The sequence below is a fragment of the Pseudomonas sp. HD57-3 genome, assembly GCF_056113135.1.
The window spans coordinates 2,002,593-2,026,872 of sequence record NZ_CM148568.1; the positions used below are offsets into that span (position 1 = coordinate 2,002,593).

The 24,280-nt window shown below is 61.9% G+C and carries 26 protein-coding genes; 24 read left to right on the forward strand and 2 right to left on the reverse strand.

Features of this window, described 5'->3' with window-relative positions; genetic code table 11:
* Window positions 1-140: 140 nt before the first annotated feature.
* The 14 genes from flhA (at window position 141) to AC0R79_RS09100 (ending at window position 14,539) form a co-directional block, all read left to right on the forward strand.
* Entirely contained in the window at window positions 141-2,270 is a 2,130-nt protein-coding gene (gene flhA / locus AC0R79_RS09035) for a flagellar biosynthesis protein FlhA (RefSeq protein WP_007951956.1), read from the forward strand.
* Window positions 2,271-2,281: 11 nt separating this feature from the next.
* On the forward strand, window positions 2,282-3,622 hold the full coding sequence (gene flhF, locus AC0R79_RS09040) for a flagellar biosynthesis protein FlhF (RefSeq protein ID WP_007951958.1): 1,341 nt from the start codon (window positions 2,282-2,284) through the stop codon (window positions 3,620-3,622).
* A 113-nt stretch (window positions 3,623-3,735) separates the two neighbouring features.
* A complete protein-coding gene (gene fleN, locus AC0R79_RS09045; RefSeq protein WP_003222917.1) occupies window positions 3,736-4,566 on the forward strand; it encodes a flagellar synthesis regulator FleN in 831 nt (276 codons plus the stop codon).
* Window positions 4,563-5,303 (forward strand): RNA polymerase sigma factor FliA, encoded by a 741-nt coding sequence (gene fliA / locus AC0R79_RS09050; RefSeq protein ID WP_007951959.1) that lies wholly within the window; start codon window positions 4,563-4,565, stop codon window positions 5,301-5,303. Before fleN ends, fliA begins: the two co-directional genes overlap by 4 nt.
* 167 nt (window positions 5,304-5,470) lie before the next feature.
* Window positions 5,471-5,842, forward strand: coding sequence for a chemotaxis response regulator CheY (locus AC0R79_RS09055; protein ID WP_003183998.1), 372 nt, complete (start codon window positions 5,471-5,473; stop codon window positions 5,840-5,842).
* 18 nt (window positions 5,843-5,860) lie between these two features.
* Window positions 5,861-6,649: a protein phosphatase CheZ gene (locus AC0R79_RS09060; RefSeq protein ID WP_085605803.1), complete on the forward strand. Its 789-nt coding sequence runs from the start codon at window positions 5,861-5,863 to the stop codon at window positions 6,647-6,649.
* 39 nt (window positions 6,650-6,688) lie between these two features.
* Window positions 6,689-8,959 carry a chemotaxis protein CheA gene (locus AC0R79_RS09065; protein WP_474734156.1) on the forward strand — a complete coding sequence of 757 codons (2,271 nt, stop codon included), beginning with the start codon at window positions 6,689-6,691 and terminating at the stop codon, window positions 8,957-8,959.
* Window positions 8,960-9,008: 49 nt separating this feature from the next.
* A complete protein-coding gene (locus AC0R79_RS09070) occupies window positions 9,009-10,145 on the forward strand; it encodes a protein-glutamate methylesterase/protein-glutamine glutaminase (protein ID WP_221534227.1) in 1,137 nt (378 codons plus the stop codon).
* Complete coding sequence (locus AC0R79_RS09075; protein ID WP_011333074.1) at window positions 10,145-10,885, forward strand: flagellar motor protein; 741 nt, start codon at window positions 10,145-10,147, stop codon at window positions 10,883-10,885. Before AC0R79_RS09070 ends, AC0R79_RS09075 begins: the two co-directional genes overlap by 1 nt.
* Window positions 10,886-10,897: 12 nt before the next feature.
* Window positions 10,898-11,788 (forward strand): flagellar motor protein MotD, encoded by an 891-nt coding sequence (motD, locus tag AC0R79_RS09080; RefSeq protein WP_474734159.1) that lies wholly within the window; start codon window positions 10,898-10,900, stop codon window positions 11,786-11,788.
* A 43-nt stretch (window positions 11,789-11,831) separates the two neighbouring features.
* Window positions 11,832-12,620, forward strand: coding sequence for a ParA family protein (locus AC0R79_RS09085; protein WP_007959220.1), 789 nt, complete (start codon window positions 11,832-11,834; stop codon window positions 12,618-12,620).
* A 2-nt stretch (window positions 12,621-12,622) separates the two neighbouring features.
* A complete protein-coding gene (locus AC0R79_RS09090) occupies window positions 12,623-13,576 on the forward strand; it encodes a CheW domain-containing protein (protein ID WP_474734161.1) in 954 nt (317 codons plus the stop codon).
* Between the two features lie 84 nt (window positions 13,577-13,660).
* The gene (locus tag AC0R79_RS09095; protein WP_007959223.1) at window positions 13,661-14,146 is read left to right on the forward strand and encodes a chemotaxis protein CheW; all 486 of its coding nucleotides are present in this window, start codon (window positions 13,661-13,663) and stop codon (window positions 14,144-14,146) included.
* Window positions 14,147-14,539, forward strand: coding sequence for a DUF2802 domain-containing protein (locus AC0R79_RS09100; protein WP_085605812.1), 393 nt, complete (start codon window positions 14,147-14,149; stop codon window positions 14,537-14,539).
* Between the two features lie 186 nt (window positions 14,540-14,725).
* Here AC0R79_RS09100 and AC0R79_RS09105 read toward each other — a convergent pair whose 3' ends face one another.
* Entirely contained in the window at window positions 14,726-15,055 is a 330-nt protein-coding gene (locus tag AC0R79_RS09105) for an EscU/YscU/HrcU family type III secretion system export apparatus switch protein (protein ID WP_474734164.1), read from the reverse strand.
* Entirely contained in the window at window positions 15,052-16,626 is a 1,575-nt protein-coding gene (gene fliK, locus AC0R79_RS09110) for a flagellar hook-length control protein FliK (RefSeq protein ID WP_474734166.1), read from the reverse strand. Before fliK ends, AC0R79_RS09105 begins: the two co-directional genes overlap by 4 nt.
* A gap of 196 nt (window positions 16,627-16,822) precedes the next feature.
* Here fliK and ccmA point away from each other — a divergent pair, with 196 nt between their 5' ends.
* The 10 genes from ccmA (at window position 16,823) to AC0R79_RS09160 (ending at window position 24,206) form a co-directional block, all read left to right on the forward strand.
* Window positions 16,823-17,458, forward strand: coding sequence for a cytochrome c biogenesis heme-transporting ATPase CcmA (ccmA, locus tag AC0R79_RS09115; RefSeq protein WP_007959232.1), 636 nt, complete (start codon window positions 16,823-16,825; stop codon window positions 17,456-17,458).
* A complete protein-coding gene (gene ccmB / locus AC0R79_RS09120) occupies window positions 17,455-18,123 on the forward strand; it encodes a heme exporter protein CcmB (RefSeq protein ID WP_007959235.1) in 669 nt (222 codons plus the stop codon). Before ccmA ends, ccmB begins: the two co-directional genes overlap by 4 nt.
* Window positions 18,124-18,201: 78 nt before the next feature.
* Entirely contained in the window at window positions 18,202-18,957 is a 756-nt protein-coding gene (locus tag AC0R79_RS09125; protein WP_375746068.1) for a heme ABC transporter permease, read from the forward strand.
* Complete coding sequence (gene ccmD, locus AC0R79_RS09130; protein WP_011333085.1) at window positions 18,954-19,130, forward strand: heme exporter protein CcmD; 177 nt, start codon at window positions 18,954-18,956, stop codon at window positions 19,128-19,130. The genes AC0R79_RS09125 and ccmD overlap by 4 nt, the downstream gene beginning before the upstream one ends.
* Window positions 19,127-19,582 (forward strand): cytochrome c maturation protein CcmE, encoded by a 456-nt coding sequence (gene ccmE, locus AC0R79_RS09135; protein ID WP_011333086.1) that lies wholly within the window; start codon window positions 19,127-19,129, stop codon window positions 19,580-19,582. The genes ccmD and ccmE overlap by 4 nt, the downstream gene beginning before the upstream one ends.
* A 3-nt stretch (window positions 19,583-19,585) precedes the next feature.
* Window positions 19,586-21,574: a heme lyase CcmF/NrfE family subunit gene (locus tag AC0R79_RS09140; RefSeq protein ID WP_474734169.1), complete on the forward strand. Its 1,989-nt coding sequence runs from the start codon at window positions 19,586-19,588 to the stop codon at window positions 21,572-21,574.
* Window positions 21,571-22,107: a DsbE family thiol:disulfide interchange protein gene (locus tag AC0R79_RS09145; protein ID WP_127797312.1), complete on the forward strand. Its 537-nt coding sequence runs from the start codon at window positions 21,571-21,573 to the stop codon at window positions 22,105-22,107. The genes AC0R79_RS09140 and AC0R79_RS09145 overlap by 4 nt, the downstream gene beginning before the upstream one ends.
* Window positions 22,104-22,574 (forward strand): cytochrome c-type biogenesis protein, encoded by a 471-nt coding sequence (locus tag AC0R79_RS09150; RefSeq protein WP_011333089.1) that lies wholly within the window; start codon window positions 22,104-22,106, stop codon window positions 22,572-22,574. The genes AC0R79_RS09145 and AC0R79_RS09150 overlap by 4 nt, the downstream gene beginning before the upstream one ends.
* Window positions 22,571-23,773 carry a c-type cytochrome biogenesis protein CcmI gene (ccmI, locus tag AC0R79_RS09155; RefSeq protein ID WP_474734171.1) on the forward strand — a complete coding sequence of 401 codons (1,203 nt, stop codon included), beginning with the start codon at window positions 22,571-22,573 and terminating at the stop codon, window positions 23,771-23,773. The genes AC0R79_RS09150 and ccmI overlap by 4 nt, the downstream gene beginning before the upstream one ends.
* A 25-nt stretch (window positions 23,774-23,798) precedes the next feature.
* On the forward strand, window positions 23,799-24,206 hold the full coding sequence (locus tag AC0R79_RS09160) for a hypothetical protein (protein WP_474734173.1): 408 nt from the start codon (window positions 23,799-23,801) through the stop codon (window positions 24,204-24,206).
* Window positions 24,207-24,280: the final 74 nt, after the last annotated feature.

The following is a 24,280-nucleotide window of genomic DNA, read 5'->3' on the forward strand; positions in this document are numbered from 1 at the left end:
ACGACGTGCGTGCCGCCCCTTTGTGCATTCATCAGCCCCTCTGTTTCAATCCCCCGCAAAAGTTGGAAGGCTTCTTGCAGTAGCCGCCGTGCGCCTGCTTCGGGCGTCAAAAGTTTGCTTTAAAGGAACGGGGAAAACCGGTGGATCGCTCTCAGTTAATCAACAGTGCTCGCTCGAACATTGCCGATCTCAGTCGGGGCAATCTGGGTGTGCCGCTGTTGCTGCTGGTCATGCTGGCGATGATGATGTTGCCGGTGCCGCCGTTCCTGCTCGACGTGTTCTTCACCTTCAACATTGCCCTGTCGATCGTCGTGCTTCTGGTCTGCGTGTACGCCTTGCGGCCGCTGGATTTCGCGGTGTTCCCGACGATCCTGCTGGTGGCGACGCTGTTGCGACTGGCGCTGAACGTGGCGTCGACGCGGGTGGTGATGCTCCACGGTCAGGACGGCCACGCCGCCGCCGGTAAGGTGATCCAGGCCTTCGGTGAGGTGGTGATCGGCGGTAACTACGTGGTCGGTATCGTGGTTTTCGCGATCCTGATGATCATCAACTTCGTCGTGGTAACCAAGGGTGCCGGCCGGATCTCCGAGGTGAGCGCGCGCTTCACCCTCGATGCGATGCCCGGCAAGCAAATGGCGATCGACGCCGACCTCAACGCCGGTCTGATCGATCAGGCCCAGGCCAAGGCCCGTCGTCAGGAAGTCGCCCAAGAGGCAGAGTTCTACGGTTCGATGGACGGTGCCAGCAAGTTCGTACGCGGTGACGCCATCGCCGGTTTGCTGATTCTGTTCATCAACCTGATCGGCGGCATGGCCGTCGGTATCTTCCAGCACAACATGACTTTCGCTGACGCGGGCAAGGTTTACGCCTTGCTGACCATTGGTGACGGTTTAGTGGCGCAATTGCCATCACTGTTGTTATCTACAGCTGCGGCGATCATGGTGACCCGTGCTTCCGGCTCGGAAGACATGGGCAAGCAGATCAATCGCCAGATGTTCGCCTCGCCCAAAGCGCTGGCGGTGGCTGCCGGTCTGATGGCGGTCATGGGCCTGGTGCCGGGCATGCCGCACTTCTCGTTCCTGAGCATGGCTGCCCTGGCTGCCGGTGGCGCTTACCTGTTCTGGAAGAAGCAGAACGTGGCCAAGGTCGTCGCGCTGGAAGAGGTCAAGCGTCAACAGGAGCTGCTGCCGTCGCCGGCCCGCGCCATGGAAACCAAGGAGCTGGGCTGGGACGACGTGACCCCGATCGACATGATTGGCCTGGAGGTCGGCTACCGCCTGATTCCGTTGGTGGACCGCAACCAGGGCGGGCAATTGCTGGCGCGGATCAAGGGCGTGCGCAAAAAGCTCTCGCAGGATCTGGGCTTCCTGATGCCGACCGTGCACATCCGCGACAACCTCGACCTGGCGCCAAGCGCCTATCGCCTGACCCTGATGGGCGTGATCCTGGCCGAAGCCGAGATCTACCCGGATCGCGAACTGGCGATCAACCCGGGGCAGGTCTACGGCTCGCTCAACGGCATTACCGCCAAAGATCCGGCTTTCGGCCTGGAGGCGGTGTGGATCGAAGTCAGCCAGCGCGCCCAGGCGCAATCGCTCGGTTACACCGTGGTCGATGCCAGCACCGTGGTTGCGACCCACTTGAACCAGATTCTGTACAAGCACTCCAGCGAGCTGATCGGCCACGAAGAAGTGCAGCAATTGATGCAATTGCTGGCCAAGAGCTCGCCGAAACTGGCTGAAGAGCTGGTGCCGGGCGTGGTCACGCTGTCGCAGTTGCTCAAAGTATTGCAGGCGTTGCTGGCCGAACACGTGCCGGTGCGCGATATCCGCAGCATTGCCGAAGCCATCGCCAACAATGCCGCCAAGAGTCAAGATACCGCCGCTTTGGTGGCCGCTGTGCGGGTCGGCGTATCCCGCGCCATCGTCCAAAGCATTGTAGGGACTGAGTCGGAGCTGCCAGTTATCACGCTGGAGCCAAGGTTGGAACAAATATTGCTCAATAGTCTGCAGAAGGCAGGACAAGGCTCGGAAGAGGGCGTTCTGCTGGAGCCGAGCATGGCCGAGAAGCTGCAGCGTTCGCTGATCGAAGCGGCGCAGCGCCAGGAAATGCAAGGTCAGCCGGTGATCCTGTTGGTAGCAGGCCCGGTTCGCGCGATGCTCTCGCGCTTTGGTCGCCTGGCAGTTCCCGGACTGCATGTGCTGGCCTACCAGGAAATTCCGGACAACAAGCAAGTGACCATCGTTGCGACAGTAGGGCCCAACGGCTGAGGTAGTGGTTTATGCAAGTTAAGCGTTTTTTCGCCGCCGATATGCGTCAGGCCATGAAGCTGGTTCGTGATGAGCTGGGCGCTGATGCCGCCATCATTGGCAACCGCCGCATCGCCGGCGGCGTCGAGCTGACGGCGGCGCTCGATTACAAACTGTCGGCGCTGGCCCCGCGTGTTCCGAACATGGAGCTCGAGGACGAGCTGCGCAAGACCCAGTCGCGCATCGTCACCGCACAGGCCGAACTGAGCCTGCGTGGCGAAGCCGACGGCAACACCAATCGCCAGTTGTTCGCCGGGCTGCCGTTGACGGCCGGCCTGCCGCTGACCGCTGCCGAGCCGCTGACCGAACCGACCTACGAGGCTCCGGCCCGTCCGGCACCGGCGCCTGCAGCGGTTTCCGCTGGCGTCGACCCGCGTGCTCTGGACTCGATGCGTTTCGAACTCAACAGCCTGCGCGAACTGATGGAAGTGCAACTCGGCACTCTGGCCTGGAACCAGCTGCAAGGCAGCCGTCCGGCCCAGGCCAATCTGTACCGTCGTCTGCAACGCATCGGTTTGTCCGGCCCGCTGTCCCGTGATCTGCTGTCGATGATCACCGAGATCGACGAACCGCGTCAGGCCTGGCGCATGCTGCTGGCGCACCTGGCACGGATGATTGCCGTACCGGAAGTCGAGCCGCTGGAAGAGGGTGGGGTGATTGCCATGGTCGGTCCTGCCGGCATGGGCAAAACCACCACGCTGGCCAAACTGGCCGCCCGTTACGTGCTCAAGTACGGCGCGCAGAACATCGCGCTGGTGAGCATGGACAGTTTCCGTATCGGCGCGCAGGAGCAGCTCAAGACTCTGGGCCGCATCCTTAACGTTTCGGTGACCCACGTCGATCCGGGCCAGTCCCTGGTGCAGGCGCTGGATCCACTGCTGCGCAAACGCGTGGTGCTGATCGATACCGCCGGCCTGCAAGCCAGCGATCCTGCCCTGCGCATGCAGCTGGAAAGTCTGGCCGGTCGTGGCATTCGGTCGAAAAATTATCTGGTGCTGGCAACCACCAGCCAGAAACAGGTTCTAACCGCCGCTTATCACAGTTACAAGCGTTGCGGGCTGGCCGGGTGCATCCTGACTAAACTGGATGAGACGGCCAGCCTTGGCGAAGTGCTGAGCCTGGCGATCAGTCACGAACTACCGGTCGCCTACCTGACCGATGGGCCGCGTATTCCGGATGATCTGCATCTGCCGCGCCGTCATCAACTGGTCAGCCGCGCCGTCAGTGTGCAAATGCAGGAAGAACCCAGCGAAGAAGCCATGGCTGACATGTTCGCTGATATCTACCACAGTCCGACCAAGCAGGTTGGCTGAGGTAATGAACCGTTTTTGTACCTACATCGATGGTCTGCCATGCATTGTTCCGGTTGTGAACGCGCAGCCAGTAATGTGGCCTCCGTCTATGCAAGACAAGGTAAAGAAATAACATGGGCAGCATGCATCCCGTACAGGTGATCGCGGTGACCGGCGGCAAAGGTGGCGTCGGCAAGACTAATGTGTCAGTGAACTTGTCCCTGGCGCTGGCAGAGCTTGGCCGTCGGGTCATGCTGCTGGACGCCGACCTGGGGCTGGCGAACGTCGACGTTCTGCTGGGCCTCACACCCAAACGCACCCTGGCCGACGTGATCGAAGGCCGCTGCGAGCTGCGCGACGTGCTGTTGCAAGGCCCCGGCGGAATCCGCATCGTGCCCGCCGCTTCCGGCACCCAGAGCATGGTTCACCTGAGCCCGGCCCAGCATGCCGGCCTGATTCAGGCATTCAGCGACATCGGCGACAATCTCGACGTGCTGGTGATCGACACCGCTGCGGGTATTGGTGACTCGGTAGTCAGTTTCGTTCGCGCGGCCCAGGAAGTGTTGCTGGTGGTCTGCGACGAGCCGACCTCGATCACCGACGCCTACGCGCTGATCAAACTGCTCAACCGCGATTACGGCATGAACCGCTTCCGCGTCCTGGCCAACATGGCCCAGAGCCCGCAAGAAGGTCGCAATCTGTTCGCCAAGTTGACCAAGGTCACGGATCGCTTCCTCGACGTCGCCCTACAATACGTCGGCGCGGTGCCCTACGACGAAAGCGTGCGCAAGGCGGTGCAGAAGCAGCGTGCGGTCTATGAAGCCTTCCCGCGTTCCAAGTGCGCACTGGCGTTCAAGGCGATCGCACAGAAGGTCGACACCTGGCCGCTGCCCGCCAACCCGCGCGGCCACCTCGAATTTTTCGTCGAGCGCCTCGTGCAGCAAACGGCAGGACCTGTGCTATGACCGCCAGCGGTATGAACCTTTACAAAAAGTCGGCGCGTGACGCGCAGTACGAGCTGATCGAGCGTTACGCGCCACTGGTCAAACGCATCGCCTACCACTTGCTGGCGCGATTGCCGGCCAGTGTGCAGGTTGAAGACCTGATCCAGGCCGGGATGATCGGCCTGCTCGAAGTCTCGACCAAATACGACGCCAGCAAGGGCGCCAGTTTTGAAACGTACGCGGGCATCCGGATCCGCGGTGCGATGCTCGATGAAGTCCGTAAGGGGGATTGGGCGCCACGCTCGGTTCACCGCAATACCCGTATGGTCAGCGACGCGATTCGCTCGATTGAAGCTAAAACCGGCCGTGACGCTAAAGATCACGAAGTTGCGGCCGAACTCCAATTGAGTCTCGACGATTACTACGGGATTTTGAACGACACCCTGGGCAGCCGGCTGTTCAGTTTCGACGACCTGTTGCAGGACGGCGAACACGAAGGGCTGCACGAGGATGGCGCCAGTGCTCATCTGGAGCCGTCGCGCGATCTGGAAGACGAACGTTTCCAGGCCGCGCTGGCGGACGCGATTGCCAATTTGCCGGAGCGTGAGCGACTGGTGTTGGCGCTGTACTACGACGAAGAGCTGAACCTCAAGGAGATCGGTGAAGTCCTTGGCGTCAGTGAATCGCGGGTCAGCCAGTTACACAGCCAGTGCGCGGCCCGCTTGCGGGGGCGTTTGGGGGAGTGGCGAGCGCGCTGAAGGCAGTGTGGGGACACTGCGAACGAGGCTGGTGCGGTGGTGAACGGCACCGGTCTTGCTCTGTTGTGCTCCAGACAGTCATCGAGTGTTTTGCCGGATTGATTGAAATGGCGCGTCCAGGTGCTGGGCGCGTTTAAGACTGCTTGGAGGTCGAATTGAACAAAGACATGAAAATCCTCATCGTTGATGACTTCTCAACGATGCGGCGGATCATCAAGAACCTGTTGCGTGATCTCGGGTTCACCAACACCGTTGAAGCCGACGATGGCACCACTGCCATTCCGGTGCTCAACAGCGGCAGCATCGACTTTCTGGTGACCGACTGGAACATGCCTGGCATGACCGGTATCGACCTGCTGCGCCACGTCCGTGCCGATGAAAAGCTCAAGCACCTGCCAGTGCTGATGGTGACCGCTGAAGCCAAGCGCGAGCAGATCATCGAAGCGGCCCAGGCCGGCGTGAACGGCTATGTGGTCAAACCTTTCACGGCCCAGGCGTTGAAAGAAAAAATCGAGAAGATTTTCGAACGCATCGGCTGATGAACGCGCGGGGGAGCTATGGAGCATAACGAATCTTCACAGGGCGATTTTGAGTCGACCCTGAAAAAACACGCGGTCGAACTGGTCGAGAGCCTTGAAAAAGGCAAGTTCGGCGACGCTGTGCAACTGATCCATGAGCTCAATCAGACCCGTGACCGTGGCCTGTACCAGGAAGTGGGCAAGCTCACGCGTGAACTGCACAGTGCGATCGTCAATTTCCAGATCGATCCGCACATGCCGCAGGCTGAGGAAGTGTCGCAAATCACCGACGCTACCGAGCGCCTGGGCTACGTGGTCAAACTGACCGAAGCTGCCGCCAACCGCACCATGGATCTGGTGGAAAGCGCGACCCCTGTGGTCAATGGCCTGGCTGACGAAGCCCAGGCCTTGAGCGCCGATTGGAGCCGCTTCATGCGCCGTGAGGTCGGGGCTGAAGAGTTCCGTGAACTGGCGCGCCGGGTCGACGGTTTTCTGGCACGCAGCAGCGCGGACAACCGCGCGGTGTCGAGCAATCTGAACGACATTCTGCTCGCCCAGGATTACCAGGACCTCACAGGCCAGGTGATCAAGCGCGTGACCCAATTGGTCACCGAAGTCGAAAGCAACCTGCTCAAGCTCGTGCTCATGGCCAGCCAGGTGGACCGCTTTGCGGGCATCGAACATGACCGTGCGGCGATGCTTGCTGAAAAAGATCCACAAAAACATCTCTCGCAGGGTGAAGGTCCGCAGATTCATGCCGATAAACGAGAAGACGTTGTGTCCGGTCAGGACGATGTGGACGATTTGCTATCCAGCCTTGGATTTTGAGTTTTTTTGGGTTTTTAGACCTGTAGGAGCACCCCATTAATGAGCTTCGGCGCCGATGAAGAGATCCTTCAGGATTTCCTGGTTGAGGCCGGCGAGATTCTTGAGCAACTGTCCGAACAACTGGTCGAGCTGGAAAGCCGCCCGGATGACGCAGATCTGCTCAACGCAATTTTTCGCGGTTTCCACACTGTAAAAGGGGGCGCCGGCTTCCTTCAGCTCAACGAGCTGGTGGAGTGCTGTCACATCGCCGAAAACGTGTTCGACATCCTGCGCAAGGGTGAACGACGCGTCGATGCAGAACTGATGGACGTGGTGCTCGAAGCGCTGGACGCGGTGAACAGCATGTTCAGCGAAGTCCGCGATCGCAGCCCGATCACCGCCGCCACCCCGGAACTGCTGGCCGCCCTGGCGCGTCTGGCCGAACCGCAATCGGCGGATGAAGCCCCGGCTTCGCCTGTTGCCGAGATGATCGAAGAACTGGTCGTCGAAGGCGATTCGGGTGACATCACCGATAACGAATTTGAACAGTTGCTGGACTCGCTGAACGCCGTCAAGGCCGAAGCCGAAGCCCCGGCGGCTGCCGCTGCACCTGCTTCCACCGAAGCGGCCAGCGATGAAATCACCGACGCGGAGTTCGAGTCGCTGCTCGACCAGTTGCATGGCAAAGGCCAGTTCGCGGCCGACGCTGTGGCTCCGGCCGCTGCTGCACCGGCTGCTCCGGCGGCGGGCGACAGCTCGGACATCACCGACGACGAATTCGAAGCCTTGCTCGATCAGTTGCACGGCAAGGGCAACTTTGCCGTCGATGCACTGGAATCGGCAATTGCTTCGGTTCCTGCGACGGCTGCTCCGGCAGCGGCTGCGGCCGGTAGCGATCTGATCAGCGATCACGAGTTCGAATCGCTGCTCGACGATCTGCATGGCAAAGGCAAGTTCACTGACGTCGCCACCGGTGCCGTCGTGACTGCTGGCAATGCTTCGGCTGTTGCAACACCTGCTGCGAAGGCCCCGGCCGCTGCGGCAAAACCTGCTGCAAAAGCGCCTGAGCCGAAAGCCGAACCGGCCAAACCGGCTGCCGCTGCGGCACCGGCTCCGGCCCGTGCACCGGCGACTCCACCACCGGAAAAACCGGCGAGCGAAGCCGAGACCACCGTACGTGTGGATACCGCGCGTCTCGACGAAATCATGAACATGGTCGGCGAGCTGGTGCTGGTGCGTAACCGTCTGGTGCGCCTGGGCCTGAACAGCGGCGACGAGTCGATGCAGAAGGCCGTGTCGAACCTCGACGTGGTCACCGCCGACTTGCAGACCGCCGTCATGAAGACCCGGATGCAGCCGATCAAGAAAGTCTTCGGCCGCTTCCCGCGTCTGGTTCGCGACCTGGCACGTCAGCTCAAGAAAGAGATCAACCTGGAACTGGTGGGCGAAGAGACCGACCTCGACAAGAACCTCGTCGAGGCACTGGCCGACCCGCTGGTCCACTTGGTGCGCAACGCGGTCGACCACGGTATCGAGTCGCCGGAAGAACGTGAAGCTTCGGGCAAGGCCCGTGGCGGCAAGGTGATCCTGGCGGCCGAGCAGGAAGGCGACCACATCCTGCTGTCGATCTCCGACGACGGCAAAGGCATGGACCCGAACGTCCTGCGCGCCATCGCCGTAAAACGCGGTGTGATGGACAAGGATGCCGCCGATCGCCTGAGCGACACCGAGTGCTACAACCTGATTTTCGCCCCGGGTTTCTCGACCAAGACCGAGATCTCCGACGTGTCCGGCCGCGGTGTCGGCATGGACGTGGTGAAGACCAAGATTTCCCAGCTCAACGGTTCGATCAACATCTACTCGACCAAGGGCCAGGGCTCGAAGATCGTCATCAAGGTGCCGCTGACGCTGGCGATCATGCCGACCCTGATGGTGATGCTCGGCAATCAGGCGTTCGCGTTCCCGCTGGTGAACGTCAACGAAATCTTCCACCTCGACCTGTCGACCACCAACGTGGTGGACGGCCAGGAAGTGGTGATCGTGCGGGACAAGGCGCTGCCATTGTTCTACCTCAAGCGCTGGCTGGTCAGCTCCGCCGCTCACGAAGAGCAGCGCGAAGGCCATGTGGTGATCCTTTCGGTGGGCACCCAGCGGATCGGCTTCGTCGTCGATCAACTGGTCGGCCAGGAAGAAGTGGTCATCAAGCCATTGGGCAAGATGCTCCAGGGAACTCCGGGCATGTCCGGCGCCACCATCACCGGTGACGGCCGCATTGCACTGATTCTCGATGTTCCGAGCATGCTCAAGCGTTACGCCGCACGGCGTATTTGAATCCGGGGCGGCGGGGCGACAACGTCCCGCCGCACCTAATGGAGTGTTTATGGCAGTCAAAGTCCTGGTGGTGGACGATTCGGGTTTTTTCCGCCGCCGCGTCTCGGAAATTCTTTCAGCGGATCCGAGCATCCAGGTTGTCGGCACGGCAACCAACGGTAAAGAGGCGATCGATCAGGCCCTGGCCCTCAAGCCGGACGTGATCACCATGGACTACGAGATGCCGATGATGGATGGCATCACGGCCGTGCGGCACATCATGCAGCGCTGCCCGACGCCGGTGTTGATGTTCTCCTCGCTGACGCACGAAGGCGCCCGGGTTACCCTGGATGCGCTGGATGCCGGCGCGGTGGATTTCCTGCCGAAGAATTTCGAAGACATCTCCCGCAATCCGGAGAAGGTCAAGCAACTGCTGTGCGAGAAGGTTCACAGCATCTCGCGCAGCAACCGTCGTTTCAGTGCCTACAGTGCGCCGGCACCAGCCGCTGCACCTGCACCTGCGCCGACCCCAGCGCCGGCGCCGTCGAGCTTTGGCAGTCACAGCGCTCCGGCCCGTCCGGCACCTGCGCCTGCACCGACTCGCGCGCCAGCGGCCAGTGCTTCGTCGCCGGCCCCGAAACGCAAAAACTACAAGCTCGTGGCGATTGGTACGTCGACTGGTGGCCCGGTTGCCCTGCAACGGGTTCTGACCCAGTTGCCGGCCAACTTCCCGGCGCCGATCGTGCTGATCCAGCACATGCCGGCGGCCTTCACCAAGGCCTTCGCCGAGCGTCTGGACAAGCTGTGCCGCATCAGCGTCAAGGAAGCCGAGGATGGCGACATCCTGCGTCCGGGCCTGGCGCTGCTGGCACCGGGTGGCAAGCAGATGATGATCGACGGCCGTGGCGCGGTGAAAATCCTGCCGGGCGACGAGCGTCTGAACTACAAGCCGTGCGTGGACATCACCTTCGGTTCTGCAGCCAAGTCATACAGTGACAAAGTTCTGGCGGTCGTACTGACCGGCATGGGCGCCGACGGCCGTGAAGGTGCACGCCTGCTCAAGCAGGGCGGCAGCACGGTCTGGGCTCAGGACGAAGCCAGTTGCGTGATCTACGGCATGCCGATGGCCATCGTCAAAGCTGACCTCGCCGACGCGGTGTACAGCCTGGACGATATCGGCAAGCACATCGTCGAGGCATGCGTCTGATGGATGTTCTAAGCCTTATCGGGATCATCATGGCGTTCGTCGCCATCATCGGCGGCAACTACCTGGAGGGTGGTCACCTCGGCGCGCTGGCCAACGGCCCGGCAGCGCTGATCGTGCTCGGTGGCACCATCGGTGCCGCGCTGCTGCAATCGCCGATGAGCGCGTTCAAGCGCGCCATGCAGATTCTGGCCTGGATCTTTTTCCCGCCGCGTGTGGACCTGGCCGGCGGCATCGACCGCGTGGTCAACTGGAGCCTCACCGCGCGCAAGGAAGGCCTGCTGGGCCTGGAAGGCGTGGCGGATGCCGAGCCTGATGCCTACTCGCGCAAAGGCCTGCAACTGTTGGTCGACGGCGCCGAGCCGGAAGCAATCCGCAGCATCCTCGAAGTGGATTTCTACACTCAGGAAGCCCGCGATGTCGAAGCGGCCAAAGTGTTTGAAAGCATGGGCGGCTACGCGCCGACCATCGGCATCATCGGTGCGGTAATGGGCCTGATCCACGTGATGGGCAACCTGGCCGATCCGTCGCAACTGGGCAACGGTATTGCGGTCGCGTTCGTCGCCACCATCTACGGTGTGGCCAGTGCCAACCTGATCCTGTTGCCAGTCGCTGCCAAGCTCAAGTCAATCGCGTTGCGACAGTCGCGTTATCGCGAAATGTTGTTGGAAGGGATCTTGTCGATCGCTGAAGGTGAAAACCCACGCTCCATCGAGTTGAAGCTTCAGGGCTTCATGGATTAAGGGACTAACCTCATGGCACGTCGTCGCCAGCATGAAGAGCAAGTAAACCATGAACGTTGGCTGGTTTCCTACGCCGACTTCATCACCTTGCTCTTTGCCTTTTTCGTGGTGATGTACTCCATCTCGTCGATCAACGAAGGCAAGTACAAGATCATCTCCGAAGCGCTGATCGGGGTCTTCACCGACTCCGACCGCGCGCTCAAGCCGATCCCGATCGGTGAAGAACGACCGAAGACCGTGACCCCGGCCAAGCCGCTGGTCAAGGACGCCGAACAGGTCGATGCCGGCATCGCCGGGGCCAGCGATCCGCTGAAAAGCATTGCCGATGACATCAGCGCCGCGTTCGGCGATCTGATCTCCTCGAACCAGATGACCGTGCGTGGCAACGAGTTGTGGGTCGAGATCGAACTCAACTCCAGCCTGCTGTTCGGCAGCGGTGATGCGATGCCGAGCGACATCGCGTTCAACATCATCGACAAGGTCGCGGCGATCCTCAAACCGTTCGACAACCCGATCCACGTCGAAGGTTTCACCGACGATCAACCGATCCGCACGGCGCAGTACCCGACCAACTGGGAACTGTCCTCGGCGCGTTCGGCGAGCATCGTGCGCATGCTGGCGATGCAGGGTGTAAACCCTGGCCGGATGGCCTCGGTGGGCTACGGCGAATTCCAGCCGGTGGCCAACAACGCCACCGCCGAAGGCCGGGCGAAGAACCGTCGTGTGGTGCTGGTGGTGTCGCGCAATCTCGATGTGCGTCGCAGCCTGACCGGCACCGGAACCGCCCATGCGCAACCGGACGCCGCGTTGAAGCGTGCTGGCACACAAACTGCACCGACCCCGGTCAAGACGCCGGGACGCGAGAGTGCCGTCAATTCTCCGTCGCCCGCATTAATACGCTGAACCATGTCTCGGCCGAGTATCCCGGCCGGGAGGAACGATCTGAATGAGAGTCTGGGCAGTCGCCAATCAAAAGGGTGGTGTTGGTAAAACCACTTCTTCCATCGCTTTAGCCGGTTTGCTGGCAGAGGCGGGCAAGCGCGTGGTCGTGGTCGATCTCGACCCGCACGGCTCGATGACCAGCTATTTCGGTTACGACCCCGACAGCCTGGAACACAGCAACTACGACCTGTTTCTGCACAAGGGCAGCGTGCCGCAAGGCCTGCCGGGCCAACTGCTGTTGTCGACCAGCGACGAACGCATTTCCCTGTTGCCGTCGAGCACTGCGCTGGCCACCCTCGAGCGCCAGTCGCCGGGGCAAAGTGGGCTGGGCCTGGTGATCGCCAAGAGTCTGGCGCAGCTGTGGCAGGACTTCGATTACGCGATCATCGACAGCCCGCCGTTGCTCGGCGTGCTGATGGTCAACGCCCTGGCAGCCAGTCAACAACTGGTGATCCCGGTGCAGACCGAGCACCTGGCCGTCAAAGGCCTGGAGCGTATGGTCAACACCCTCGCGATGATCAACCGCTCGCGCAAACAGGCGCTGCCGTTCAGCATCGTGCCGACCCTGTTCGACCGCCGTACCCAGGCGTCGATGGGCACCTTGCGCGTGCTGCGCGACAAATTCCCCGACGAGATCTGGCAGGGTTACATCCCGGTCGATACCCGTCTGCGCGACGCCAGTCGTGCCGGTGTCACCCCTTCGCAGTTCGACGGCAAGAGCCGTGGCGTGCTGGCTTACCGCGCGCTGCTCAAGCATCTGCTGGCGCAGCAACTCGTTCCGCAGGTGGCTTGAGCATGAATCGGCCGATCAAGCTGACGTCGAAGCCGCAACTGGCGCTGCAGTCCTATCTGGACGGCTTGCTGCAGGAAGTGCCGGACGAGGTCGAGCAGGAAATCGCAGCGCCGGTCGAGGTGGTCGAGACCGCTGCGGCGCTCGATGAATTCCAGGCCGCCGTGCTTGAAGAGCAGGCCCGGGATGCGCAAAAAGCCGCTAGGCCGGTCGCCCCGGTTGCAGCGCCTGCCGCCGTGGTAGCGAAGGCACCTGCGACGTTGATCAAAGAGCCTGAGCCGGTGCGCGTGGTCTCGACCCTCGCACCGCTGCTGCAAACCCAGCTTCTGCAAACGCCTCCGGTTCCGGTAGTTCCAGAGCCAGAACCTGAAGCACCTGCGCCAGCTCCGGTCGAGCCGACCCTGGTTGCGCCGCTGGTCGAAGTGCATCTGCCGCCCAGCAATACGCCGCCACCGGTGGAAACCGATGGCCGTCCGGCCTGGGCTTCGGAAGCGTTCGAATGCCTGTTGTTCGACGTGGCCGGGCTGACGCTGGCGGTGCCTCTGGTATGCCTCGGTTCGATCTATTCACTGGCCGGCCATGAGCTGACGCCGCTGTTCGGTCAGCCGGAATGGTTCCTCGGCATTCTGCCGAGCCAGGCCGGCAACCTGAAGGTGCTGGACACCGCACGCTGGGTCATGCCGGATCGCTACCGCGATGACTTCCGTCAGGGCCTGCAATACGTGATTTCGGTGCAGGGTTACGAGTGGGGCCTGGCAGTGCATCAGGTCAGTCGCTCGTTGCGTCTGGACCCGAATGAAATCAAATGGAGAAGTCACCGGGGTCAGCGGCCATGGCTCGCCGGCACGGTGATTGAACACATGTGCGCCTTGCTCGATGTTTCCGCTCTGGCCGAGTTGATCGCCAGCGGTGGGGCAAAGCACATGTCCGGCAGTAAGCCGAACCACAAACCGACATAACACTTACATAACAGACATGTACCGGCATTCACCGCCGGCACACGAGACACACACCGCCATTGCGGTATTTCGAGGGGCTAGGGTATGAACGACAAGGCTACGGCGGCAAAGGGTTCCGAAGATCCGATCCTGCAATGGGTGACCTTCAAGCTGGACAACGAAACCTACGGCATCAACGTGATGCGCGTTCAGGAAGTCCTGCGCTACACCGAGATCGCTCCGGTTCCGGGTGCGCCAAGCTACGTGCTGGGCATCATCAACCTGCGCGGCAACGTGGTGACCGTGATCGATACCCGTCAGCGCTTCGGCCTGATGAGCGGTGAGATCAGCGACAACACCCGTATCGTCATCATCGAAGCCGACAAGCAGGTTGTGGGCATCATGGTCGACAGCGTGGCTGAAGTGGTTTACCTGCGTCAGTCGGAAATCGAGACCGCACCGAACGTCGGTAACGAAGAGTCGGCCAAGTTCATCCAGGGCGTGTGCAACAAGAACAACGAGTTGCTGATCCTGGTCGAGCTGGACAAGATGATGAGCGAAGAAGAATGGTCGGAACTGGAGAACATCTGATTGATTCTCGAGGTAGCGGTCATTGTCCTGTTCCTGTTCTGGGCAGGCACGCTGGCGATGTTTCTGGCGTACATCAAGGCGCAGCGCGTAATCGCTGCGCAACAGGCCCAGGGCGATGCGCTGCGTGATCAGCGCATCAAGGACCTGGCCAAGCGTGTCGACGATTACCAGAACGGCAACGTGCGCATGGGCGAAGCCCTGCACGAGCTGCGCTCGGTGGTCGGTCCGATCCCGGACAAACTCGCCCAGCTCGAACAGCGCGATCCTTCCAGCCTGTCGTTCGCCCAAGCGGCGAAACTGGTCGGGATGGGCGCAAGCGTCGATGAGCTGACCCAGTCCTGCGGGTTGACCCAGGCTGAGGCGGAGTTGATGCGCAAGTTGCACAAGAACTAGTTGTCACACCGGGATCGTTCCCACGTCGAGGCGTCGAACCGTCTGCGTGGGAATGCATCTTGGGACGCTCCGCGTTCCGCGTGTGATGGGTGACGCAGAGCGTCACGGGCGGGTGTTCCCACGCAGAGCGTGGGAACAATCAGCGAAAAAAAACGCAGTCATCGATGACTGCGTTTTTTTTTGCCTTCAGTAATCGTCGCCGCGTTCGGTGACGTCTTTCTCGACCATCGGTGTATTCGGGTTGTGTCCCGCCGGGAACTTGCCCTTGAGGTTCCAGGCAAACGCGATGATCTCGGCGATCGTGCGGTACAGCTCTTCAGGGATGCTGTCGCCCAATTCCATCCGCGCCAGCAACTTCACCAGCTCGGCGTTTTCGTAGATCGGCACTTCACAGTCGCGGGCGATCCGCAGGATTTCTTCGGCCAGTGCTTCGTCGCCTTTGGCGGTGAGGGTCGGGGCGTGGCTGCCGTCGTATTTGAGGGCGATGGCCTGGCGTGGAGTGGTGGTGTCATTCATGCGGTTTCGTCGACCCAGCGGTGTTCGAGGCGGGTTTGGATGCCTTGCGGCGGGGTGCCGAGGTGGCAGTCGATGTCGCCGACGTTCAGCCCGGAATCCAGCAGGCGCTGGCGCAGGGCGGTCAGGTTGCTTTCGATCAGGCTCGCGGTGTACGGCCGCTCGGCCCACAACTGGCTGGACAGGCTGCCGCTGATCAATTGCGCCTGAATCTGCATCGGCCCCAGCGGTTCCATGTCGAACGCCAGATCGACGCGCCACAGTTGTTGTTTCGGTTCGCGCTCATCGCGGCGCTGCTCGTTGGCTTCCTGTTTCTCCGGTGCTTCTTCGCGCTGGAACTTGACCTGCAACGGCACGATGTCTTGCATGTTGCGCATCGGGATTTCCAGTTGCCAGGTGCTGAGCAGGCGGCCGTCGTCGGTCACGCCGGTCTGTTCCAGACTCGACAGTTGATGACTTTGCAGGCGCGACACGGCAGCTGCGGCGAGGCGCAGCAAATGCTCCAGATCGGCTTCGCCCTCCAGACTTTGCAACAACCGGTCGGGCAGCGGAAAACTGCTCGGCACCGGTTTCGCGCTGACCTGGCCGAGCATGCCGAGGGCGTTACGCACGAAGCTCGGCAGCGCCTGGGCCAGCGTGTTCGCGGCGATGATCGCGTTCAGATTGGTGTTGCCGGGCAGGCCGGGAGTGATTTGGGCGATCAGCTTGAGCAGATCGGCTTTCATGTCCGGGGCCAGCGTCGGGTTCTGTCCGGTCAGCAGTTTGGTTTCGAGGAACACGCCGCTGTTGGCCAGCGCCTGGGCCAGACCTTTTGGGGTGCTCAGTTGCTGCACGTCCGGCAGGTTGGCGAGCAGTTTGTCCACGGCGGCGCGCAAATCCTGGGACGTCTGATCGGTGGCGGGGGGCAGGCTCTGGAGCATTTTCAGCAAGCCGTCGAGCGAGCCCTGACGGCTTTGCTGACTGACCAATTGCTGGCTGACCGCCAGTTGTTCCTGGCGATTGCTCAGCGGCAGGAACTTCAAGGTCTGCGAGTCCTGCACCAGCGCCGACAGCAAGGTGCCGATGCGCAACGGTTGCGGGCTGTCGATGCTCAGGGTGGTGCCGCTCAGCGCGGTGTTGAGCAGGCTGACCATCGAGCGGTACACCGTCGGTTGCCCCGGCACCTGCGGCAAGACCTGAGCCGTCAGCACCTTGCCTTGCAGCAGCGTGCCGACCGGCAGTTGTGCGGTGTCGATGCGGGTGAGGGTGGCGACGCTGCTGGCGATGGCCTGTTGCACGGTGATCGCCAGATTGCCCGCCGACGGCTGGGTGATCGCCAGGCTGGTGCCTTGAGGCAGCGGCAGATTGCTGGTCGCTTGCACGGTGGTCTGACGGCCGCTGTCCAGCGTCACCTTGAGCAGCAACTGAAAGGTCTGATCCGCCTGCTTGAGCGACAACACCTCAGCCTTGGCGCTCTGGCCGGCGGCAATCAGCCCGTCGACCGGCGTCAGCAACTTCAGCAGCTCACCCACCTGCGGGCGAACGGTCGCCGGGGTGGTGGGCGGGAGCGGGAGGATGTTCATTTCGCCTGTCATACGCGGACACAACCTGAGGAAAATGCACTCTGGAGAGAGGATGGCGACATGTATAATGCCGCCCGTCCTTCCATTCGTTCAAAAAACATAGCAATTGTTTGACGCAGCTCTCTGGATTGAGCCGTCATTGCATTTATGCTGCAACTCTTTAACGGCCGCGCCAGAGCCGACTTGAACCGTATAAGGCCGTGAACCCTTGACCAGTCCTGTCCTGCAAACCGTTGCCCTCGCGTGTGAACGTGATCTCAGACTGCTCTTCGACAATCTCGAATTGAGACTGGCCAGTGGCGATATGGTGCAGATCAGCGGCCCCAACGGCAGCGGCAAGACCAGCCTGTTGCGTTTGCTGGCCGGTCTGATGCAGCCGACCGACGGTCAAGTGCTGCTCAACGGCAAGCCGCTGGGCGAGCAACGCAGCGAGCTGGCGCGCAACCTGCTATGGATCGGTCATGCCGCCGGGATCAAGGATCTGCTCACGCCGGAAGAAAACCTCGCCTGGCTCTGCGCCCTGCATCAACCCGCCGAACGCGACGCGATCTGGCAGGCGCTGGCGGCGGTTGGATTGCGCGGTTTCGAGGATGTTCCCTGCCACAGTCTGTCCGCCGGCCAGCAGCGCCGCGTGGCACTGGCGCGGTTGTATCTGGACAGCCCGCCGTTGTGGATTCTCGACGAACCGTTCACCGCGCTGGACAAGCAGGGCGTGGCACAGCTTGAAGAGCACCTGGCCGGGCACTGCGAACGGGGAGGGCTGGTGGTGCTCACCACGCACCACACGCTGAGCCGTATGCCGGCCGGTTATCGCGACATCGATCTGGGGAATTGGGCGGTATGAGTGTGTTCGGCCTGCTGGTTGCCCGTGAATCCCGACTGCTGTTCCGCCGCCCGGCGGAGCTGGCCAATCCACTGATTTTCTTCGCCATCGTCATCGCGCTGTTCCCGCTGGCCGTCGGACCGGAAACTCAAGTATTGCAAAACTTGTCCCCGGGGTTAGTCTGGGTGGCGGCACTTTTGTCGGTCCTGCTCTCGCTGGACGGGCTTTTCCGCAGTGATTTCGAAGATGGCTCCCTTGAACAGTGGGTCCTTTCGCCGCACCCCCTGCCACTTCTGGTATTGGCCAAGGTGCTGGCACACTGGCTTTTTTCCGGGCTGGCACTGGTTTTGCTCTCGCCGTTACTGGCGTTGATGCTCGGGTTGCCGGCTGCGTGTCTGCCGGTTTTGCTGCTTTCGTTGCTGCTGGGAACACCGGTGCTGAGCCTGCTCGGCGCGGTGGGCGCGGCGCTGACGGTCGGTCTGAAACGCGGTGGCCTATTGCTGGCGCTGCTGATTCTGCCGTTGTACATCCCGGTGTTGATCCTGGGCAGTGGCGCCTTGCAGGCGGCGTTGCAGGGCATGCCGGCGATTGGTTATCTGTTGTGGCTTGGTAGCCTGACCGCCCTGGCAATAACCCTGACACCCTTTGCAATAGCTGCTGGCCTGAAGATCAGCGTCGGCGAATAATGAGGTCTGGTTAAAATTTAACCAGCAAAGACCCTGAGACTGCTCACACCGATGAGCGGCACCCGTGATGGAAACAGTATGAACTGGACCTGGTTTCACAAGCTCGGCTCGCCCAAGTGGTTCTACGGCATCAGCAGCAAGTTCCTGCCGTGGTTGAGCATCGCAGCGTTGTTGCTGATCTCCGTTGGCGTCATCTGGGGCCTGGCCTTCGCGCCGCCGGACTATCAGCAAGGCAACAGCTTTCGCATCATCTATATCCACGTACCCGCCGCGATGCTCGCTCAGTCGATCTACGTGATGCTGGCGGTGTGCGGTGTGGTCGGGCTGGTGTGGAAGATGAAACTGGCCGACGTCGCCCTGCAATGCGCCGCACCTATCGGCGCGTGGATGACCGCCGTGGCGCTGGTTACCGGGGCGATCTGGGGCAAGCCGACCTGGGGTTCGTGGTGGGTCTGGGACGCGCGGCTGACCTCGATGCTGATTCTGCTGTTCCTGTATTTCGGCGTCATTGCCCTGGGCAACGCCATCAGCAATCGCGACAGCGCCGCCAAGGCCTGCGCGGTGCTGGCCATCGTCGGCGTAATCAACATTCCGATCATCAAATACTCGGTGGAGTGGTGGAACACCCTGCACCAGGGCGCGACCTTCACCCTCACCGAAAAACCGGCGATGCCCGTTGAAATGTGGCTGCCGCTGCTGCTGACGGTGCTGGGTTTCTACTGTTTCTTCGGCGCTGTGCTGTTGCTGCGCATGCGCCTTGAAGTGCTCAAGCGCGAATCCCGCGCCAGTTGGGTGAAAGAAGAAGTGCAGAACAGCCTGGAGGCCGCTCGATGAGTTTCGCGTCATTCGGCGACTTCCTCGCCATGGGCCATCACGGCCTGTATGTCTGGTCGGCCTACGGCATCTGTCTGGCGGTACTGATCCTCAACGTGGCGGCGCCGATTGCGGCCCGCAAGCGTTATCTGCAACAAGAGGCGCGTCGTCTGCGCCGGGAGAACGGCAAGTGAATCCGCTGCGTAAAAAGCGTCTGATCATCATCCTGGCAATTCTGGTCGGGGTCGGCGCTGCCGTCGGCCTGGCCCTGAGCGCCCTGCAGCAGAACATCAACCTGTTTTACACCCCGACCCAGATCGCCAACGGCGAAGCGCCGCAGGACACCCGCATCCGCGCCGGCGGCATGGTCGAGAAGGGCTCGCTGCAACGCTCCACGGATTCGCTGGACGTCAAATTCGTGGTCACCGATTTCAACAAGTCCGTGACCATCACCTATCGCGGCATCCTGCCGGACCTGTTCCGTGAAGGGCAGGGCATCGTCGCGCTCGGCAAGCTCAACGCCGACGGCGTGGTCGTCGCCGATGAAGTGCTGGCCAAGCACGACGAGAAATACATGCCGCCAGAAGTGACCAAAGCCCTGAAGGACAGCGGTCAATCCGCGCCAACCCCTGCGAAGGAGGGTTGATCGATGACATCCATCATATTCATTCCCGAGCTCGGCCATCTGGCCATGATCCTCGCGCTGTGTTTCGCGCTGGTGCAGGCCGTGGTGCCGTTGCTCGGTGCCTGGCGCGGCGATCGTCTGTGGATGGGCCTGGCCCAGCCGGCAGCGTGGGGGCAGTTCGCATTCCTGCTGTTCGCGTTCGGTTGCCTGACCTATGCGTTCATGACCGACGACTTCTCCGTGGCTTACGTCGCGATGAACTCCAACAGCGCGCTGCCGTGGTACTACAAGTTCAGCGCGGTGTGGGGCGCCCACGAAGGGTCGCTGCTGCTGTGGGCGTTGATCCTCGGCGGCTGGACCTTCGCGGTGTCGGTGTTCTCGCGGCAACTGCCGCAAGTGATGCTCGCTCGCGTGCTGGCGGTGATGGGCATGATCAGCACTGGTTTTCTGCTGTTCCTGATTCTGACCTCGAACCCGTTTTCGCGGATCCTGCCGCAGATCCCGGCCGACGGTCGTGACCTCAACCCATTGCTGCAGGACATCGGCTTGATCGTGCATCCGCCGATGCTCTACATGGGCTACGTCGGTTTCTCCGTGGCGTTTGCTTTCGCCATCGCCGCATTGCTCGGCGGTCGTCTCGATGCCGCGTGGGCACGCTGGTCGCGTCCGTGGACCATCGTTGCGTGGGCCTTCCTCGGCATCGGCATCACCCTCGGTTCGTGGTGGGCCTATTACGAACTCGGCTGGGGCGGCTGGTGGTTCTGGGACCCGGTGGAAAACGCCTCGTTCATGCCATGGCTGGTGGGCACGGCGCTGATTCACTCGCTGGCGGTCACCGAGAAACGCGGCGTGTTCAAGAGCTGGACGGTGTTGCTGGCAATTGCCGCGTTCTCCCTGAGCCTGCTCGGCACCTTCCTCGTGCGTTCCGGCGTGCTGACCTCGGTGCACGCGTTTGCCTCGGATCCTGAGCGCGGCGTGTTTATCCTGATCTTCCTGCTGTTTGTCGTCGGTGGTTCGCTGACCCTGTTCGCGCTGCGTGCGCCAGTGGTCAAGAGCCAGGTCGGCTTCAACCTGTGGTCACGGGAAACCCTGCTGCTGGGCAACAACCTGGTGCTGGTGGTGGCCGCGTCGATGATCCTGCTCGGCACCCTGTATCCGTTGATTCTTGATGCGATCAGCGGCGCCAAGCTGTCGGTCGGCCCGCCGTACTTCAACGCGCTGTTCATTCCGTTGATGGCGCTGTTGATGCTGGTGATGGCGGTCGGTGTGATCGTGCGCTGGAAAGACACCCCGGTGAAATGGCTGGCCAGCATGCTCACTCCGGTGCTGCTGGGCAGTGTTGCGCTGGCGGTGGTGGCCGGCGTCGCTTACGGCGATTTCAACTGGGCGGTGATCGCGACGTTCCTGCTCGCGGCCTGGGTGTTGCTGGCCGGTGTGCGCGACATCTTCGACAAGACTCGTCACAAAGGCCTGATCAAAGGCCTGCCGACCCTGACCCGCAGCTACTGGGGCATGCAGATCGCGCACTTGGGCATCGCCGTCTGCGCGCTGGGCGTGGTGTTGTCGAGCCAGAACAGTGCCGAGCGTGACCTGCGCCTGGCGCCGGGCGAGTCGATGGACCTGGCCGGTTATCAGTTCGTGTTCGAGGGTGCCAAACACTTCGAAGGCCCTAACTTCACCTCCGACAAGGGCACCGTTCGGGTGATCCGCAACGGTCAGGAAGTCAGCGTGCTGCACCCGGAAAAACGCCTGTACACCGTGCAGAACTCGGTGATGACCGAGGCCGGGATCGACGCCGGTTTCACCCGCGACCTCTACGTCGCCTTGGGCGAACCGCTGGGCGATGGCGCCTGGGCGGTGCGGGTGCATGTGAAACCGTTCGTGCGCTGGATCTGGTTCGGCGGTCTGCTGACCGGTTTCGGTGGTCTGCTGGCGGCGCTGGATCGGCGTTATCGAGTCAAGGTCAAAGCCCGCGTGCGTGAAGCGCTGGGCATGGAAGGAGCCGCTGCATGAGACGTTGGTTGATGCTGGTGCCATTGGCGATTTTCCTGCTGGTGGCCGTATTCCTTTATCGCGGTCTGTATCTGGATCCGGCGGAGCTGCCGTCGGCGATGATCAACAAGCCGTTCCCGGAGTTTTCCCTGCCGGCGGTGCAGAGCGACAAGACCTTGACCCGCGCTGACATTCTCGGCAAACCGGCACTGGTCAACGTCTGGGGCACCTGGTGCATTTCCTGCCGGGTCGAGCACCCGGTGCTGAACAAACTCGCCGAGCGCGGCGTGGTGATCTACGGCATCAACTACAAGGACACCAACGCCGATGCGTTGAAGTGGCTGGCCGAATTCCACAACCCTTATCAACTGGACATCCGCGACGACGAAGGCTCGCTGGGCCTGAACCTCGGTGTCTACGGTGCGCCGGAAACCTTCTTCATCGACGCCAAGGGCATCATCCGCGACAAGTACGTCGGGGTGATCGACGAGCAGGTCTGGCGGGAAAAACTGGCGGCCAAGTATCAGGCTCTGGTCGATGAGGCCAAGCCATGAAGCGCTTCTTAGCCGCCATGGTGCTGGGCTTGAGCCTGGCCGGTGTGGCCCACGCCGCTATCGATACCTACGAGTTTGCCAAAGAGGGCGATCGCGAGCGCTTCCGCGAACTGACCAAGGAACTGCGCTGCCCCAAGTGCCAGAACCAGGACATCGCCGATTCCAATGCGCCGATTGCCGCCGACCTGCGCAAAGAGATTTTTCGCATGCTCGGCGAGGGCAAGGACAATCAGCAGATCATCGACTTCATGGTCGACCGCTACGGTGATTTCGTCCGCTACAAACCGGCGCTCAATGCCAAGACCGCTCTGCTGTGGTTCGGCCCGGCCGGATTGTTGCTCGGCGGTTTTGTTGTCATCGCCGTGATCGTCCGCCGCCGTCGCGGACAACGCGCCGAGACTCCGCAATCGCTGTCCCCTGAAGAACGTCAGCGCCTCGACCAACTGTTGGATAAAAACCAAGAATGATTGATTTCTGGCTTGCCGCAGGGCTGTTGCTTCTGGTCGCCCTGAGTTTTCTGTTGATCCCCGTCCTGCGTGAACGTCGCGTCCAGCGTGAAGAGGATCGAACCGCTCTCAACGTCGCGCTGTATCAGGAACGCGTCGCCGAACTGCAATCGCAGCAGGCCGAAGGCGTGCTCGATGCCGCGCAAATGGACAGCGGTCGTGCCGAAGCAGCCCGTGAGTTGCTGGCCGACACCGAAGGTGTGGCGCCGGCGCGGGTGTCGCGTTTGGGTAAACCACTGCCATTGCTGGCAGCCGTGCTGGTGCCGGTGTTGGGCCTCGGTCTGTACCTGCACTTTGGCGCGAGCGACAAGGTCGAACTGACCCGCGAGTTCGCCCAGGCGCCGCAGTCGATGGAGGAGATGACCCAGCGTCTGGAGCGCGCAGTCGCTGCGCAACCGGATTCCGCCGAAGGCGTGTATTTCCTCGGTCGCACCTACATGGCCCAGGATCGTCCAGCAGACGCGGCGAAGATGTTCGAGCGTGCCGTCAATCTCGCCGGTCGTCAGCCGGAACTGCTCGGTCAGTGGGCGCAGGCCCAGTACTTTGCCGACAACAAAAAATGGTCGGACAAGGTTCAGGCCCTGACCGATGAAGCACTGAAAGCCGATCCGAAGGAAGTCACCAGCCTCGGCTTGTTGGGCATCGCCGCGTTCGAAGGCGAGCGTTATCAGGAAGCCATCGACTACTGGAACCGTCTGCTGGCGCAACTGCCGCCACAGGACAAATCCCGCGAGGCCCTGCAGGGCGGCATCACCCGCGCCACCGAGAAACTGCAAGCCAGCGGCGGCAAGGTCGCCCAGGCACCGGCGGCGAAAGCGGCGGCGTTGTTGAAAGTGCGTGTGGATCTGGCCAGCGAGCTCAAAGCCAAGGTGCAACCGGGTGACAGCGTGTTCATTTTTGCCCGCGCTACCTCGGGCCCACCGGCACCGCTGGCAGCCAAGCGCCTGACCGTCGCCGATCTGCCGGTGACCGTCGAACTGGGCGATGCCGACGCGATGATGCCGCAATTGAAACTGTCGAACTTCCCCGAAGTCCAACTGGTTGCGCGTATCTCCCGTGCCGGTCAAGCGACCGCCGGGGAGTGGGTCGGTCGCAGCGGGCCTCTGGCCAGCAGCACCACCGCGCCGCAGACACTGACCATCGACAGCCCGGACAAATAGCCGGAACCAACAGGAAAGCACCGCCATGAACGCCATCGCCCGAATCACAGTCCTCACACTGGCCCTGGGCTTGAGCGCATGTGCGGTGCAACGACCGGAGCCGACCACACGGCTGCCGCCGATCCCGCCGTCACAACCCAGCCCGACCCCGTCGACCAGCCCGGCGCCGAGCAAACCGGGCATCCCGGCCAAACCCGCCAAACCGGTCCCGCGCACCTCCGCCAGCTTTGCCCCGCCACCGGGCGGCAACAGCCACTGGGACCAGAAACTGGGCGTGTACGTGCTCGACAACCAGACCAACACCTTCTACCGCCAGCGCACCTACTACCGCTGGAACAACGGCTGGAGCCGCTCGATCAGCCCCAGCGGCCCGTGGGAAGAAACCAACATCCACGGCGTACCGGCGGGACTGGGCAAGCAGTTCGGGCAGTAATGAAAAACGGCGATCTTTGGATCGCCGTTTTGCTGTGTGGGGTGGTGAGTTTTTAAAGGATCGCGTGATAACTG

Bases quoted from the DNA above. Each gene is read 5' to 3' on its own strand.
- flhF (WP_007951958.1), top strand. From the start codon at position 2,282: ATGCAAGTTAAGCGTTTTTTCGCCGCCGATATGCGTCAGGCCATGAAG.
- fleN (WP_003222917.1), top strand. From the start codon at position 3,736: ATGGGCAGCATGCATCCCGTACAGGTGATCGCGGTGACCGGCGGCAAA.
- fliA (WP_007951959.1), top strand. From the start codon at position 4,563: ATGACCGCCAGCGGTATGAACCTTTACAAAAAGTCGGCGCGTGACGCG.
- AC0R79_RS09055 (WP_003183998.1), top strand. From the start codon at position 5,471: ATGAAAATCCTCATCGTTGATGACTTCTCAACGATGCGGCGGATCATC.
- AC0R79_RS09060 (WP_085605803.1), top strand. From the start codon at position 5,861: ATGGAGCATAACGAATCTTCACAGGGCGATTTTGAGTCGACCCTGAAA.
- AC0R79_RS09065 (WP_474734156.1), top strand. From the start codon at position 6,689: ATGAGCTTCGGCGCCGATGAAGAGATCCTTCAGGATTTCCTGGTTGAG.
- AC0R79_RS09070 (WP_221534227.1), top strand. From the start codon at position 9,009: ATGGCAGTCAAAGTCCTGGTGGTGGACGATTCGGGTTTTTTCCGCCGC.
- AC0R79_RS09075 (WP_011333074.1), top strand. From the start codon at position 10,145: ATGGATGTTCTAAGCCTTATCGGGATCATCATGGCGTTCGTCGCCATC.
- motD (WP_474734159.1), top strand. From the start codon at position 10,898: ATGGCACGTCGTCGCCAGCATGAAGAGCAAGTAAACCATGAACGTTGG.
- AC0R79_RS09085 (WP_007959220.1), top strand. From the start codon at position 11,832: ATGAGAGTCTGGGCAGTCGCCAATCAAAAGGGTGGTGTTGGTAAAACC.
- AC0R79_RS09090 (WP_474734161.1), top strand. From the start codon at position 12,623: ATGAATCGGCCGATCAAGCTGACGTCGAAGCCGCAACTGGCGCTGCAG.
- AC0R79_RS09095 (WP_007959223.1), top strand. From the start codon at position 13,661: ATGAACGACAAGGCTACGGCGGCAAAGGGTTCCGAAGATCCGATCCTG.
- AC0R79_RS09105 (WP_474734164.1), bottom strand. From the start codon at position 15,055: ATGAATGACACCACCACTCCACGCCAGGCCATCGCCCTCAAATACGAC.
- fliK (WP_474734166.1), bottom strand. From the start codon at position 16,626: ATGACAGGCGAAATGAACATCCTCCCGCTCCCGCCCACCACCCCGGCG.
- ccmB (WP_007959235.1), top strand. From the start codon at position 17,455: ATGAGTGTGTTCGGCCTGCTGGTTGCCCGTGAATCCCGACTGCTGTTC.
- AC0R79_RS09125 (WP_375746068.1), top strand. From the start codon at position 18,202: ATGAACTGGACCTGGTTTCACAAGCTCGGCTCGCCCAAGTGGTTCTAC.
- ccmD (WP_011333085.1), top strand. From the start codon at position 18,954: ATGAGTTTCGCGTCATTCGGCGACTTCCTCGCCATGGGCCATCACGGC.
- AC0R79_RS09140 (WP_474734169.1), top strand. From the start codon at position 19,586: ATGACATCCATCATATTCATTCCCGAGCTCGGCCATCTGGCCATGATC.
- AC0R79_RS09145 (WP_127797312.1), top strand. From the start codon at position 21,571: ATGAGACGTTGGTTGATGCTGGTGCCATTGGCGATTTTCCTGCTGGTG.
- AC0R79_RS09150 (WP_011333089.1), top strand. From the start codon at position 22,104: ATGAAGCGCTTCTTAGCCGCCATGGTGCTGGGCTTGAGCCTGGCCGGT.
- ccmI (WP_474734171.1), top strand. From the start codon at position 22,571: ATGATTGATTTCTGGCTTGCCGCAGGGCTGTTGCTTCTGGTCGCCCTG.
- AC0R79_RS09160 (WP_474734173.1), top strand. From the start codon at position 23,799: ATGAACGCCATCGCCCGAATCACAGTCCTCACACTGGCCCTGGGCTTG.